Source organism: Eubacterium sp. AF16-48, from assembly GCF_003479405.1.
GTDB classification, from domain to species: Bacteria; Bacillota; Clostridia; order Lachnospirales; family Lachnospiraceae; genus Eubacterium_G; species Eubacterium_G segne.
The window spans coordinates 42991-59363 of record NZ_QUHB01000007.1; the positions used below are offsets into that span (position 1 = coordinate 42991).

A 16373-nucleotide genomic window follows, 5' to 3' on the forward strand; every position below is an offset into this window, starting at 1 on the left:
CTGCACCTTTTACACTTATTTTATTACATTTTTGTTGATTTCTGCATATTTGCTATCTAATTTAGTGCCAACGGTTGTAAGTGCTGCAACAACTACCAATGCAATAAGACCTATTATCAATACATACTCTACCATTCCCTGACCTTCCTCATTTCTAAGAAAACTTCTAAGCATTGTTTTTTCTCCTAATTCATTATAAATTTCCAAAAATCAATCATTACACTTTCTTTTATAAGCATTACAACCATCATTGCTACCGCCATAAATGGTCCCATTGGTATCATTTCATACATTGCATTTTTTAATGATGTTCGTCCTTTAATAAACTCATAAATTAAAACTCCGATTCCCATGAGAACTATCGCATATAACAGCCCGTTTATTCCTAAACAAAATCCCATAACAGCTGCAAGTTTTATGTCTCCGGCACCAACAGATTTTCCTATAAACGCCGGAATCATAAACACTACAAATCCTGCCACAAAACCGATTAAAGAACTAATTATATTAAACTCCGGAACCCATGTAACACCAAACAAAGCCGGAATACCTATAATTAATTTTGCCACAAGCATCAATAAAAGTATTTCATTAGGTATTATTCTGTGATGTAAATCTGTAACAAATATAAGAATGCACGCTAGTAGCATTAACAATATATATATAATTTCCCATATTCTATTAACATTAACAACTGTAAAACAACCTACAACTATTGATAATATTGTGATAATGCTCTCTTCCTTTTTGCTTGTTTTAAACACCCGGCTTCTTTTTTCTAAAAGAACCTTTTCAAAAAAAATACTAATAAGACTGCATCCAATACCGGATATCATTCCAATTAACATTTTTATTGCCACTATCTCCATAATTTAACACCTCATGTAAACCAGATTAGTTGCTCACCAGATAACGTCATATTCACATCATGTATAAATTTTATATTAAATAAGGCGAGTCCATAAGACCCGCCTTATCATCAATTATGATATATAGGCAATCATACAAATTCCTATATACCCAACCTTAGTATGTAACCCATCCTAGGTCATCATGATTATCAATAACCAAATCATCTGGTTGTTTTCTCTTATTTAAGATTGTTTGTAACCTGGCCGAATTTTCCTTCAATTCCTTGAGATAAAACTGTGATAGCTCCGATAACTGCAACAGCGATTAATGCAATGATTAATGCATATTCTACCATTCCCTGACCGCTTTCATCCTTTAAAAATCTCTTTAACATAATGTTCTCCCTTCTTAACTTATAATTTTTTATAATACTTTCAACAACTCAATGTTGAAAAAATTACTTAAATCGGTAATTTTCAACTCATAACCAGCATCTATACTTATTTATGCACCGTCATTTTAAACAAATATATTTTTAATATATTCAGTTTTTGTTCAAAATAGAACAATTTATTTTTTTTGATTTAACGTTAAACTTTAAAAATCTGCACATTATTTTGTCTGCTTGTTATGTTTTTTAGTATAATGTTCACAATTTGTTTTGTCAACACCTTTTTTGCACTTGTAACGATTTCATTTAGTGAATTTTTTAAATTTATAAATATTGCACTAAATTCAGCCCTGTCAACCGGTGCTATATTGTATATTATTTGGTCTTGACTGCCTTAATTCCACTCCATTTGCCATATTTTGTGACACCGGATTTTTTAACAAAGGCTCTTATTCTAAAATAATATTTCTTCTTTTTCTTAAGTTTTTTAATTGTGCACCCCAAACTCTTTCCGCTGTTTATCTTCTTAACAGTTTTATATCCACCTTTTTTCTTTTTTGATATCTGTATCTGATAACCGGTAGCTCCTGAGACTTTTTTCCACTTCAATGATATTTTCTTTTTTCCACCTTTGCATTTTGCCCATTTTGCCTTACCAGGTGCTTTCACTGAAACAGACGGCTTCGACACAACTATTTTAACTGTTTTTGATGCCTGCAAAATTCTGTTTTTATTAGCACGTATTTCTAATACAACAGTACCTGCATTTATACCTGTTACGGAAAGTGTCTTCTGATCCTGACTTAACTCCCATTTTGCAGTCACATAGTTACCCTCAACCAAATCAACAATAATATCGTTGTAATCACCTGTATGTGGCAATATTTCTATTCCCAATTTTACAGTCTGACCCACCTTAATATTAGTATTTCCTGTAATTTTAACTCCGGTTACCTTAGGTTTTTCTATAGTTATAGTTGTTGACTCTGATTTTATTATTTCCCCATCATCATTGTAAACATTACATGTGATGGTGACGGTTCTCTCATTTTCAGAATACTTTTTAACTGTTACATTACCATAATTATCCACAACAGCTTTATCCGGGTTGCCCGAAACAAACTCAATTTTATTATTTGTAATTTTCTTATAATTTTCCTCTGTAGCTTCAGTTATTCTGTCTCTAAAATTATTAGTCATGTAAGAGAATACTGATTCCGTTGCCCCTTCCTGAATACTTTTACTTGAAAGGCGAATATCCGTGATATTACCATTTACGTGCATCGTAAAAGTTACGCCGTTTTCTTCGTTACCAACAGCCGGATAAATGGTAATTTGCGACTTTCCAACCTTAAGTGGTCTAAAACTAATCTTATTGGCAAAAGTATTTACATTAGTTTTTACAACATCTTCATTACTGCTTTTAACTATAATATCATTACTTAATAATTCCTCATTAAATCCATAAATGTAAGATATTTCATCTGTGATATAAACTTTACCATTATTCTCTATTTTTAACTCGTTTCCTTCTCCATCATACAATTTGATTCTCAAATTTTTTGAAGATACGCATACCTTTAGACTTGCCTGACCTCTTCCTGCCATAGCTTTCGCATTTATTGTAGCTTCTCCCGCTCCAACAGCCTGTAAGGTACATACAAACTTTCCGTCTACCTCCGTAGTTTTTGTAACTTTTACAATTTTTTCATTACTACTTGTAAACTTAATGGTATCTCTATATTCAGCATTTTCATCATCACCTAGAAGTATTTCTGAAGCTTCAATGTCAGTTGTAGTTCCATACATCATATCTATAGAGCCTCTAGGACTAATTGTAATAAGATTTGCAGGCGAAACCACATTAATATATATAACCTTGGTTACCTGACCGGCTTTCACCCTGATACTTGCAGTACCACAGCTTCCGCCTTTAGGTGATATCGTAACTGATAATCCATCATCCGCTACCGTCATTGATATATAATCCGCACCGGTTAATACATCCCATTCAACAGTATCTGTAATATGATCACCGGTTTTTGATACAAATTTAGGTGATATTTTCACACCGGCTTTCTCATCAACACTAATATACTGTTTATCATCCATTACTATATCAACACAAGGCACCCTTGTTACATCTGCCACATAGCTTACAGTTGGTGAATATACCAAAACAACTCCATCCGCTGTTCTCAACTGAAGGTATTCCTGTATGTTCACACCTATTTTTTCTCCTTCACTTAATCCCTTAAGTGCTACGGCATAGGCTGAATTCTGGTATGCAGCAGTGTAGTCATTTTTATCTGCTTTGTTTACAGCTATCTTTTGTGTTGGTACCATCTTTGTTCTTTCCGGATTTTTTTCACCATCAAGGTTGCCTATCTTTGCATCATATAAATACGAATTATCTGCTATTTTAACCTGTGAGTAATAACCATTTGAATCCGAAGCGATAGTATAAAGAGGTATAATTGTTTCCTCATTAAGTCTGACTGTTATCTGGTCATTTAATGGTGTAATAGCCAGGTTAAAAGTATATGTTGTTAAATAGAATTTTCCATTGCTGGAATATCCAATTCCTGACCATTCGGTTATCGGGAATTTTTCATTATCAATTCCACCCTTTATGGAATCCGTTTTAAATGTGCACTTATCATAAACATTTACCGATTTTAATCTTATGCATGCTCCAAGAGCCTGATTATCGACACATGCTACAGCTTTACTTAATACCACTGTATCCAAATACTGACATCCATAAAAAGTACTTCTATTAATTATTGTAAGCGGTGCATTTTTGTCCATAACAAAGCTTCTTAATCCACTATTACTAAATGCTCCTAATCCAATATATTGTAATTTTCCTGCATATGATGCATCCAAATTCAATTCCTTTTTGTCTGTCATATATTTTTCCGCAATCCTTGAAGAATCTGCAAATGCATTATCGCCTATTGTTTCCAGATTCCTAGGTAACACAACACTCTTTAGAGACTCGCATCCCTGATATGCACCATTCTCTATTACCTTTAAAGCCTGCGGCAACTCATCATCTATAACAAGATTGAAATCGTTATAAAATGCAAATCGTCCAATTTTTTCGATATTGTCACCCATCTCAACAGTTTCAAGTCCTGTATACCACTCATCATCTATGGCTTTTACGCCTAAACTTGAAACAGCTAAGCCATTTCCCATTAAAATATTTGTTGAGCATTCTGCAAAAGCATACTCCGGAATAACCTTTAATTCTTTAGGTAATGATACCTTTTTTAAATTCAAACACCTATAAAACGCATATTTTCCTAATGTTAATTTTGAACATTTAGATAAGTCAGCGTTAGGTAACCCTACCACATATTGATAATGGAGTTCACTCGCAAAAGCATAACTCGGATCACTCCGAGATATTTGAATATATACTACAATGGAACCTTCTCCTACCTCTTTAGCAGATTTTTTTAATTTGTCCGGATTAACATATGCTTCCTTAGGCTGATAATAATTTGCATTTTCATTTGAAAATAATATAACCTTGTTGTCTCCATCTTCTTTAGAAGTATGTATATCATCAGGCATGATATAATATCTTACTGCCTTGTTTATTCCTATAAACTCATCATTATCTTTAGCCCAGTCAGTTACACTATATCCGCACTCATTAAAGGCATAGTCTCCTATTTTTGTGAGATTTGCCGGAAAATTAATACTTTCCATACGACTACAACCGCTAAAAGCATAATCACCGATTTCCAATGTTACCCTCTGGTTGTATTCGTTATCCGTAGGTAATTTTATTGTTTTAAGATGTATTGAATCTGAAAATGCATAATGTCCTATCTTCTTTACAACATCTCCCTTTACCTCCGGGAAATCGTCAACAACCAGTTCTTCCATTGAACCATTTCCAGAAAATGCATATGTACCAATGGATTCTACGGTTCCTGGTATTTCCACAGACCCAAAACCACAATGAGAAAATGCACTTCTTCCTATTGTCTTAAGTTTTGTAAGTTTTGTTACAAAAGAAAAATCATACAAAGAGCTACAACTATTAAATGCCCCTTCCTCTATTCTTTCTATACTGTCAGGAAGCTTTACACTATATAATTCTTCACACATTTCAAATACCGAGGTTTCAATAGCTGTAATTCCGGTATTTGCAGACAAATCTATTTTCAAAAGTCCGCTTCCGGAGAATGCACTATCCATGATTTTTACAATTTTCTCCGGTATTTCTATACTCTTAAGGCTAGTAGTGTTGGATAAAAATCCTGCCGGAATTGCTGTCATTCCTGCACCTAATTTAACCGAATCTAATCTTATACATCCATCAAAAACGCCACCACCAATTCCTACAACCGAATCATCTCCGGCATTTTCTATGGCTGCATTTATACCATCAGGTATAACTATAGACTTTAAATTCTCACATATAGCAAATGCATTATTTCCAATTTTAGCTATTTTTTCCGGAAGCACTATCCCATCTAAAGCCTTACAATTTCTAAATGCCTCACTTTGAATTGTAACCAGTGTCTGTGGTAAATCAACAGTTTCCAAATTGGCACAGTTAAAAAATGCTTCTTTGCCTATTTCCACAATATTTGATGGCATTCCAAACTGCTTAAATCCACAATTTTGAAACTCATTTGCCTCAATCCTTTTAACTTTTGACAGTCTTGAAGCATCAATCGCCGAAGCCTTTCTTGCATATCCCAAGCCTTCCAAGCTTTCTATTTTGTCATAATCCGGGTATGTTGACAAATCGATTTTACCTGTATATGTCCTTAAATCCTTTACTGTAATATTTGCGTACTTATCTCCACCAATTATATACCTAACTGCATAACACAATTGCACATCAGGTATTATATTGGTTGTAATCTGTATATTATCATCAACCATTGATTCCGCTGCACTTACGTTTTTTATAAGCCCTGAAAAATCTGTTCCGGGAATAATTGAAAACGTCATAGCCACAGCCAGTGTAATGCTAAAAAACTTCTTTGAAAATTTTCTCATAATTAATACTTCTCCTACCCTCGTATCCGTAAATACTCTATTACTCAACTAACTTTGCACTTTTCTTTGCTTTACCGGACTGTGTTCTTCCTCCAAAAGGCCAATTTGGATCATTTTTTGGAAGTTCTACAGTTAACGTTCCATTGTTTGTACCAACCTGATTAGCTGTTATTGAACCCTTTACAGTTACTTCTTTTCCACTCATAATACACTCACCATTAGGTGAATAAAATAATGCCTTAACATCCATTTTGTCACTGTTCAGGTTAATATGAGTGTTTCCTCTTCCCCAAACAGCTGAATATTTTCCATCTACTGAATTATCAAGTACCTGCTTGCCATTAGCAAAGTTGATTTCCTGACCGTCAGCAACAATTGTTGCTCCACTAAGCACAACATCATTGGCAAATACAATATCTGCCTTACACATCATAACACCACTAATATCAGCTTTGCCCTGTATTCCTAAATATCCTTCCGAAAACAGACTTCCTTCAACCACCAACTCGGAACTTATCTCCATTCCATTTACTTTTAAAATTCCTTTTATAACTAACTTTTTAATTCCATTGTATTCACCAATATTCAAATGGCTGTTTGCATATATTTTTTCTCCACTTTCAATTGTAAGAACCCCATCATGTGTATGACTTTTTGCGAACTGAGTATCCGGGAAATTTCCATCAATAACCTGATATTCCGAATCTTCTACATAAGGAATTCTTTCATTTATAATGTCTTCATAGTTAGGCATTTCTATATAGTTGTCCTCATCTTCATATGTTTCATAATTACCTGATGAACCCTTGTTATTAAACTTCGGCACCTCTATAACTCCATTGTCAATATTAAGGGTACCTGATATGTCAGCTGCACCATTGGCATGAATATCACCATCAGGAATATTAACACTTCCATGCAATCCAAAATATGCCTTGGTTCCTGAGAAAATAGCATAATCCTTGGCTCCTTTTTCGCCTGCTGCTGCAACTGCCTTACATGCAACAGGCAATTCGCTATATCCAACTACACCGGCAAAATAGGTTTTTACATCTTTCTTGATTTTAACCTCAACTTTTTCACCATTATCCAGTATGTTTACTGTTACATTTTTTGCATCATAACCGTTAAGCTCTGCGTACTCCTTTGCAACGCTTTCCGTTTTTGCCCTTTCAGGCAATGAATCTGCCGCTGCCAGTGCTGATAAATCGCAGGCATCCTGCATACTTACCTTGGTTGTGTAAGCATTTCCAAAATCCACTGCAAATGCCGTAAATCCGAAAATCACCACAAGACTCAACACTACCATAACCATGGAAGCACCGCTTTCTTCCTTACTAAATTTCCTAATTTTCTCTAAAATTTTCACCATATAGCCCTCCAATTTTTCTCTATATTTTACGTTAATATTATGGTTCCGCACCACGCATGTTCCTTAATTATCATATTTTATTTTATGGTTGTCAACTATTTTGCACTAGTGCAGATAGCCTTCTGGTGAATTTTCGGCACTTTTAACAAGAAAAACGTTTTTGAAATCATTGATTTTTGAACGAACTGATTAAACTATTTTTATGTAATAAAAAAACACAGAGCTTTGTCATCCGACTTTTCGCTCTGCGTCCTTTTTCTCATCATTTTTTTATCAAATAATCTGTTTCATTACCTTACAGACAAATATTTTCTACTTAATATATCTCTTAAACACCTTTTCCAGCATAAAGCTGTCTAACAGCATTCCTCCCACCGGCAAAACTACAATAAGTACAGGTATGTCCCAAACAAGCATTGCCGATAAAGCAAATATTACAGCCATACCCAGTGTTACCGGAAGATGTGCAAAAAACATTAAAAGTCCGTTTTTTAGTGTATTTTTCCAATTATTTTCAAATCTTGCCGTTAACGCAAATGTCCATATTGCCCATGTCATGGCAAGAATCCAAAGTATAAAAAATGTAATCTGATATCCGGAAATTACGGAGCCACCACCAAGTGCTAAGGATATATCCCACATACTAACCACTGTAAGTATGGCAAATATTATTGATGCCTGCACCGTGTTTTTGAAATTATCCTTAAAGCATTTTAAAAATCCCTTATAGCAGTATCCACGGTTTTGCCGTATATTCCTAAACACCGTATCATATAGTGCAGTAGTTGATGCCCCTGCTGTTATTACCGGAATACAACACACAAACCACAAAAGGCTTACCGCAATCACATCAAACACTTTATTGCCTATTCTGAATATAAAACTATCACTGTTAATCTTTGGCATAGTATTTTTTCCTTTATTACTTTTCTTTTTCAATAACCTCTATTGCTTTTTGCAATTGATTATCCTTTTTACCATCTTTAGATATCTCCACCTTAACATCAGGAGTAATACCCTTGCCATGAATGTTAACGCCCTTAGGTGTATAGTATTTTTCTACAGTAAGTTTAACTGCAGAACCGTCACTTAAAGGAATAATACTTTGTACAATTCCTTTTCCAAAGGACTGGGTTCCCACTATCTTTCCTGCTCCAAAATCCTGAATGGCTCCTGAAAAAATTTCTGAAGCACTGGCACTGTTCTCATTCTGTAAAACTACCATAGGCATATCTAAGAAATTAGCATCTGATTTCTTTTCCTGCTTGTTTCCATCCTTATCCTTGGTATAAACCAATGTTCCTTCCGGCAACAAATCATCTAACATTTCACATACCGTGTCATAAAGTCCACCGGGATTGTTTCTTAAGTCAAATATAACTGATTTCATTCCCCGCTTCTTCAAATCATCTAATGCTTCCTTAAACTGGTCATACGTCACTTCCTCAAACTGGGTAATTTGAATGTATCCTATGCCCTTTGACTTATCAAGCATCTTGTGTTCTACTGTCGGAACATCAACCTTGTCTCTGGTTACTTCTAAATCAATGTATTCTTTTTCAGAGGTTCTGTACACGTTAATTTTAACTTTCGTGTCTTTTTCTCCCTTCATTTTTGCCACAACATTGTTTAAATCTTCCCCGGTTACTTCCTTATCTTCTACCTTAAATATAATATCTCCATTTTTCATTCCTGCTTTTTCTGCAGGTGAACCTTTAAAAACATTAATGGCAGTAATTACACCTGTGTCCGCATTTTGCGAAACTAATGCGCCAATTCCGCAATAACTTCCTGAAGTTTCTTCCTTTAATGCATCATATTCATCCTTTGTATAATAAACTGAATACGGATCATTTAATCCCTGAAGTAATCCTTTATATATATTCTCTTCAAGAGTCTTTTCATCTGTTTTTTCAAGATACTTTAAATCTATTACATCTTTCAGAAAATCCAGTTTTCCGGAGACTTCACTGCTTATGGTTGTCTTGCTTCCTGTTTCTGTTTTTACTGCGTTTATTCCAAAACCAACGCATATTGCCACTATAAGCATTACAAAGGCTCCCGTTAAAAAACCGGGTAAAAATTTTGTCTTATTTTTCTTCATATCTCTGTGTCGTCACTTTCTGTAATATTTTAATTCAAATAGTCATATGGATTTTGATAAGCTCCGTTCACTCTTACTGTAAAATGCAAATGGTTACCTGTAGACGAACCTGTAGTTCCTACAAGCCCTATAGTCTGACCTGCACTTACCTGTGTTCCCGGACTTACAAGCAACGCTGACATATGCATGTATATAGTATATACACCATTTCCGTGATTAATTCCAATCCAGTTTCCTGCTGTCGGGTTTAAATTTGCCCACTCAACAGTTCCTGATGATGCAGCTACAACAGGCGTTCCTGCCGGTGCCGGTATATCAATTCCGTTGTGGAATGAACTTGAACCTGAGAAAGGATCACTTCTGTAACCATATCCTGATGACACACTGGTATATCCCGGGCAAGGCCATCCAAAACTGCCGTTTCCTGAATGGGAACCACCATTATTCTGATTATTATTATTGTTGTTATTGTTATTATTAGCTGCATTTTGTGCTTCCTGAGCAGCCTTTCTTGCTGCTTCCTGTTTTGCAGCATCAATGCTTTGCTGTTCAGCTGCTGCCACCTTCTGCTCCTGAGCACTGATTTCCGCGTCTAACGCAGCTGAGTTTGCCTCATTATCCTCTAACAGGGCAACATATGTAGACAATTCCTTCTTCTTTGAATCCGATAACTGCTCTAACTGTGCCTTGTCGTTTTTCTGCTTCTTCTGCATAGTTACAAGATTTTCTTTTTCTGTAACTAATGTTTCCTTAGCATCAGCAATAGCCTGCTTTGTTTCCTTTAACTTATGAAGCATCTTTCGGTCATACTGTGACAACTCAGTAATGTACTCTGCCTTATTTAAAAACTCAGTTATACTTTCTGAATTTAAAATCAAATCAAGCATTTGCGTGTCGCCATTTTCATACATATACTGAATTCTAAGCTTCATATCGCTATACTGAACCGTAATGCTTTCCTGAGCACTTTTTAATTTTTTATTAGTTTTGTCAATCTTGTCCTTAGTTTTGTCTAATTTCTGATTTGTCTCGTAAATATCTGTGGCAAGTTTAGTCAGCTGCTTGTCCACCTGACTAATATACGCCTCTGCATCAGACTTTGATGCTTCAAGCTCATTTTTCTGCCGAGCAGCTTTATTTTTCTGGGCATTTAAGTCTGACAGTTTATCTTTTTCATTGTTTACGTCGGCAAATGATGGTGCAGCCATGCTTATGCTTAACACTATTGCCAATCCGGCTCCTAATACTTTTGATAATTTTCTCATTGTGCTTCCTCTTATACTTTCAAATGTTTTCTAAGTGATAACACCGAACCAATAAGTCCGATACCTGCTCCTATTCCTAATCCCATTGGCACCAATACCGAAAAAATCTCATGTACTGATGCAAAAGAGATTGAACTTGCCATAACGCCAAACTTTGACATTACCAAAGCTACCAATCTGTTATATATAACTCTTATCAGGACAAGCGGTATAGCTGAACCAACTAATCCGATAATCATTCCTTCTATTATAAATGGCGCTCTTACAAAAGCGTTGGTTGAACCAATAAGTTTCATTATTTTTATTTCGTGCTGTCTTACGGAAATTCCAATCATAACCGTATTGCTTATTAAAAATATACCAACACCTAACAGAATAATAATCAGTGCCACCGAAATATATCCTAAAACCTTTCCTACGGTAGAAAGTGTTTCTTTCGCCTGTTCCGAATGTTTAACCTTTCTTACTCCATCAAGACCTTCCATTTTCTTAACGAAAGAATCCTGCTGATTAATGTCCTTTAAGAAGACTGTATATGACGCTGAGTTAGCTAAAGGATTGTCCTTGTCAAATCCTGAAGCTAAATCCGGGTCATCTTCAAAATAACTTTTCTTAAATCCTTCCCATGCTTCGTCAGCAGATGTGTATTCATACTTGTCTACACGGCTGTCATTTTTAATTTCATTACCTATAGCATCAATCTGTTCCTGTTTAATTCCCTTATCAAAGAAAACTGTTACTCCAAGATTTTGCTCAACCTGCTTTTCCATAAAGTTTACATTAATAATAATAGTAAAAATAACACCTATAAGGAAAATACACGCTGCAATAGTTCCTATTGACGCTAAAGAAAATAATTTGTTTCTTTTTATGTTAACCAATCCCTGGTTTACACAATATCCGGCTGTTCTTGCATTCATTTATTCCACCACCTTGCTGTCGCTTACTTTGACACCTTTTTTCATTGTAATTACACGTTTATTCATTTTCTCCACAATCTCCATATTGTGGGTAACTACAATAACGGTGGTTCCCTGTCTGTTTACTTTATCTAATAATTTCATGATTTCCCATGAATTCTCCGGGTCAAGATTTCCTGTAGGTTCATCTGCCAAAAGAATCTGCGGCTTATTTACAATAGCTCTGGCAAGAGCAACTCTCTGCTGTTCTCCACCTGATAACTCGTTAGGATTTGAACGATACTTTTCCGACAATCCTACCAAAGCAAGAACCTTGGATACATTTTTCTTGATTTCCCTAGGTGCCACGCCTATTACACGCTGTGCAAAGGCAATGTTTGAATATACATCTCTATCCTGCAATAATCTGAAATCCTGAAATACTACACCTATTTTTCTTCTGTATTTTGCAACGCTTCTTGAGCGAAGCTTTGATAATTTAACATCGTCAACTGTTATGGTTCCTTCTGTAGGATTTAACTCCTTAAGCAATAATTTTATAAATGTTGATTTTCCTGAGCCACTGGCTCCCACAACAAATACAAACTCTCCATCATCTATATCAAGATTCAAATTATTCAGTGCCGGTGCCCCGTTTCCATAAGTCTTACTTACACCTTCAATTTTAATCATTTACTTTCTCCTTATTTAATCTCATTAATCACGTAAATATGTTCATAACGTATTAAAAGTGAAAAGCAATATACTCTGCTTTTCACTTTTAAGCATCCTCTAAGTAGTTGTCCCACCAACACCGGTGTTCATCCATACCACTTATTTAAAAATCTGTGTTACCCATATACTTCATATACTTAACTACCATTAATGCAATCTTAAAGGTTATTGCATCCTCAAATACACGGAGGTCTAATCCCGTGCTCTTTTGTAGTTTATCAAGTCTGTATACCAATGTATTTCTGTGTATATAAAGCTGTCTTGATGTTTCAGAAACATTCAAGCTGTTTTCAAAGAACTTATTAATGGTAGAAAGTGTTTCCTCATCAAACTCATCCGGTGATTTACCCTCAAAGATTTCTTTAATAAACATTTTGCACAACGGAATCGGTAACTGGTATATAAGTCTTCCTATTCCTAAGTTGTTGTAAGCAACAACACTCTTTGTACTAAAGAATATTTTTCCTACATCCAACGCCATTCTTGCTTCCTTATATGAACGGGAAACCTCTTTAATTTCTTTTACAATGGTTCCATATGCCACATTCGCCTTTACCATAGCTTCCGTATTAAGCATATCTACAATAGTGTTAGCTATACGTTCTACTTCCTCATATCCCTGCTTGTCATCTAAATGTTTAACAAGAATAATGCTCTTTTCATCAACAGCTGTAATAAAATCCTTCTTCTGACCGGAGAACAAAGTTCTCACTGTCTCTAATGCCACGCTGTCCTTTTCATTCTTAGTTTCAATAATGCATACACATCTACGTGCATCCACATCAATGTGTAATTTCTTTGCTCTATTATAAATGTCAACAAGGAGAAGATTATCTAAAAGAAGATTCTTAACAAAGTTGTCTTTGTCAAATCTTTCTTTGTATGCTACTAACAGATTCTGAATCTGAAATGCTGCCATCTTTCCAACCATAAATACATCATCGCTGGTTCCCTGAGCTATAAGAATAAGTTCTAACTGGTTTTCGTCATAAACCTTAAAGAACTGATATTCCTGAACTGACTGGCTGTCTGCCGGAGATGCTACAAATGACATTATAGCATGTCCAAACTGTTCTCCTACCTGGGAAGTACTGGCAACTATCTTTCCGTCTGTATCTGCCACATACAAATCAACCCTTGATATGCTTTTTATTCCCTCAATTGTATTTTGTAAAATCTGATTTGAAATCATATATATTCTCCTTGTAGTTATACCTTGCCTAAACAATCATTCAACTTATATTCTAACCCAGTTTTTAGCAAAACACAAGAGAAAGCCTTCCATTATATTTTAAATTTTAATGAATTTTTTGTGTACGCTTCTCCCTCTGCCCTTCATATCTGTCATCAAACTTATATATATAAGTGATTACCCCATGCTTGACAAAGAGCCTGATTAATTAGTCGCATAATTAATTATAGCCAAAAACAGCTATGAGCGCGAACTCATAGCTGTTTTACTTTTAGGAGACTTTTTTTACAGCCCCTTTTACTATCCTTTTTGTATTTATTTTGCAAGAATATTCGACCATTCAAAATCTACTTTCTTATAAGATGGATTTACCACTTTCAATATATTGTTATACAAATACTCATGAGATAAAAGGTTACTCATTTTCTTATTTCTGTACAGATAATCACTGATATTATAAACCGAAAATGTACATACATTGCTATACACATATTCTCCATTCTGTAGCTGAGCATAAGCTCTAACCTTGTACTTCGTAGTAAATTCTTTTTCTGTAGTGGATGCGAACAACATTGTTCTCACAAAGTACATTGCTGTGGATGATTCTCCTAAAACAGCATTACTGTTTCCCTGATCGCTTGTTTCAAACACTCTGACATATTCGTTATCAGAATCTATGCGTATATCACGATCATCCACATTAAAATTCTGTCCTTCGGAACTATCTAATGCATATATAAAACCCCATTTTAGGACTCTGGCATTATTTATTTGTGGTTCTACCGAACCAATTACTCGGCTTCCACCTTTCACGGCACTTATCTGATATCCCTCGATTTTAACTTTGTCACTTGTAATTATCTCTGGTTTTGTATCAATACTTTTTCCATAAACAGCAATATCCCATATAGAATACCCATATTCTGTGTTTCTAGACGTGCCATTAATTCTTATATAGCGGGCATTCACCATTTTATCTAGAATCATCGTGTCATTTTTATAATTATACGAAATTCCATCTCGCTCTTCTGCAATTCGCGTGAATGTTTGGCCATCTGACGACACTTCTATATCATATTCTCTCGCACTCGCTGTTTCCCATATAATATTAATCTGCTTCAAATTAATAATCTGTCCCAAATCAATCGTTAATCCCGATGGGTCCACCTTTTGCGCAGATGCCCATCTGGTTCCAATATCGCTGTCAATTGCTTTATCTGCCCCAGTGTCACTCCCTTCATCAGATGTGGAAACAACGCTGACTCCTGACTTTCTTACAAAATTCTCATAAATTTCATCCTTGATTGTTACTGCATCATCTAACAAAGTGTTTCTTGTCCCGCTAAATAATGTGTATTCTTGTCCCTTAAGTGGTAACTGCACATATCCTTCCGGATTTCCATACTCGACATACAGCCTTCCTAATTCTGTTAAGTCTCCTGTCTCATAATTATATAATGATGCGATTCCATTCGTCTCATTCGTAGAATTAAACGAAAACCATGCATATCTTTCCACATAAGGTCTGGCATTCAATCCGTCAATTGCAGTTTTCATAAATTCTTTCACGGATTCGATATGTTCCACGTCATTATGCGGCCATCCATAAACAGCAAATTCAGTAATCCATATCGGTTTATGATACATCTCATATGTTTTATCAACCACTTCTCTCAAAAAAGTCTCAGCTGCTTCTTTTCCTGTATATTGCCAGTAATAGCAGTGAAGTGCAATAAAATCCACCGTATCATGATTGATTCCATTCATAAATGTACGAAACCACACGCCATTATCCCATGAGGGGCTTAATGATGGTGCCGGCGTTCCCAAAACATAATCATGTCCCAGAAAATTATTCCAATGACCAATCGCCGTATTTACATCTATGTTGCTCCCTCCAATATCTCCACCTGCATCCGGTTCATTATATGCCAACAGATGCTTATATCCATTTTCTGCTACATAAGATATACTTCCTTCATTTCCCGTTCCCCAAATCATTGGAACATACTCCATTGTTTTGTAGGATTCATATGTATGTGGATATGCGGCCCAATTATAATACCAGCCCATATTCATTTCCACTGGCTCTAAATATCTTGCCATCTCCTCATTTGCACACAACCCCTTTTTGGTGACTCCAAAAGTTATTGTTTCTGTGCTCTTGCTTGTTCCATTATTATATTCTGCCGTTACATATGCCGTATACATTTTTACATTAGTTGTATAATACTCATATGAGGTATCACTGGTTGTTGCAATCAACTGCCCATCGATATACAATTTATAGTTTTTTACAGATGATCCTACAGCTGGTGACCATTTTATATCAAAACAGCCTGCACCAATTAATCCATTATTCGCTGGAGCAGTAATTTCAAATGCTTGCGCGGCTTGCGTTTCTTTTTTCATACCAAAAAACGGAACAAGCATAATTACCATTACAATCATGAATACCAGTCTTAACAGATTTTCTTTTTTCCTTATCTGATTAATCACCGCAACTCCTTTCTTTCGTCAATGAACACTGTC

At 35.3% G+C, this 16373-nt stretch carries 12 protein-coding genes; all 12 read right to left on the reverse strand.

What is annotated here, in order from left to right:
• Positions 1 to 15 precede the first annotated feature (15 nt).
• The 12 genes from DWW68_RS08870 to DWW68_RS08925 all read right to left on the reverse strand — a co-directional run bounded on the left by DWW68_RS08870 (position 16) and on the right by DWW68_RS08925 (position 16340).
• A complete protein-coding gene (locus DWW68_RS08870; RefSeq protein WP_118589443.1) occupies positions 16 to 174 on the reverse strand; it encodes a Flp family type IVb pilin in 159 nt (52 codons plus the stop codon).
• A gap of 11 nt (positions 175 to 185) precedes the next feature.
• Entirely contained in the window at positions 186 to 869 is a 684-nt protein-coding gene (locus tag DWW68_RS08875) for an A24 family peptidase (RefSeq protein ID WP_118589444.1), read from the reverse strand.
• A gap of 221 nt (positions 870 to 1090) precedes the next feature.
• On the reverse strand, positions 1091 to 1246 hold the full coding sequence (locus tag DWW68_RS08880) for a Flp family type IVb pilin (protein ID WP_021952300.1): 156 nt from the start codon (positions 1244 to 1246) through the stop codon (positions 1091 to 1093).
• A 372-nt stretch (positions 1247 to 1618) separates the two neighbouring features.
• Positions 1619 to 6274, reverse strand: coding sequence for a leucine-rich repeat domain-containing protein (locus tag DWW68_RS08885; RefSeq protein ID WP_118589445.1), 4656 nt, complete (start codon positions 6272 to 6274; stop codon positions 1619 to 1621).
• Positions 6275 to 6314: 40 nt separating this feature from the next.
• Complete coding sequence (locus tag DWW68_RS08890; protein ID WP_021952298.1) at positions 6315 to 7646, reverse strand: Tad domain-containing protein; 1332 nt, start codon at positions 7644 to 7646, stop codon at positions 6315 to 6317.
• A gap of 312 nt (positions 7647 to 7958) precedes the next feature.
• On the reverse strand, positions 7959 to 8552 hold the full coding sequence (locus tag DWW68_RS08895; protein ID WP_021952297.1) for a YesL family protein: 594 nt from the start codon (positions 8550 to 8552) through the stop codon (positions 7959 to 7961).
• Positions 8553 to 8568: 16 nt separating this feature from the next.
• Positions 8569 to 9750, reverse strand: a complete 1182-nt coding sequence (locus DWW68_RS08900) for a S41 family peptidase (protein ID WP_118589447.1) — start codon at positions 9748 to 9750, stop codon at positions 8569 to 8571.
• 29 nt (positions 9751 to 9779) lie between these two features.
• On the reverse strand, positions 9780 to 11015 hold the full coding sequence (locus DWW68_RS08905; RefSeq protein ID WP_021952295.1) for a M23 family metallopeptidase: 1236 nt from the start codon (positions 11013 to 11015) through the stop codon (positions 9780 to 9782).
• Between the two features lie 11 nt (positions 11016 to 11026).
• Positions 11027 to 11935 carry a permease-like cell division protein FtsX gene (gene ftsX / locus DWW68_RS08910; protein ID WP_021952294.1) on the reverse strand — a complete coding sequence of 303 codons (909 nt, stop codon included), beginning with the start codon at positions 11933 to 11935 and terminating at the stop codon, positions 11027 to 11029.
• Positions 11936 to 12607, reverse strand: a complete 672-nt coding sequence (gene ftsE, locus DWW68_RS08915) for a cell division ATP-binding protein FtsE (RefSeq protein WP_021952293.1) — start codon at positions 12605 to 12607, stop codon at positions 11936 to 11938.
• 145 nt (positions 12608 to 12752) lie between these two features.
• On the reverse strand, positions 12753 to 13841 hold the full coding sequence (locus DWW68_RS08920) for a helix-turn-helix domain-containing protein (RefSeq protein ID WP_021952292.1): 1089 nt from the start codon (positions 13839 to 13841) through the stop codon (positions 12753 to 12755).
• 315 nt (positions 13842 to 14156) lie between these two features.
• On the reverse strand, positions 14157 to 16340 hold the full coding sequence (locus DWW68_RS08925; RefSeq protein WP_021952291.1) for a glycosyl hydrolase: 2184 nt from the start codon (positions 16338 to 16340) through the stop codon (positions 14157 to 14159).
• Positions 16341 to 16373 lie beyond the last annotated feature (33 nt).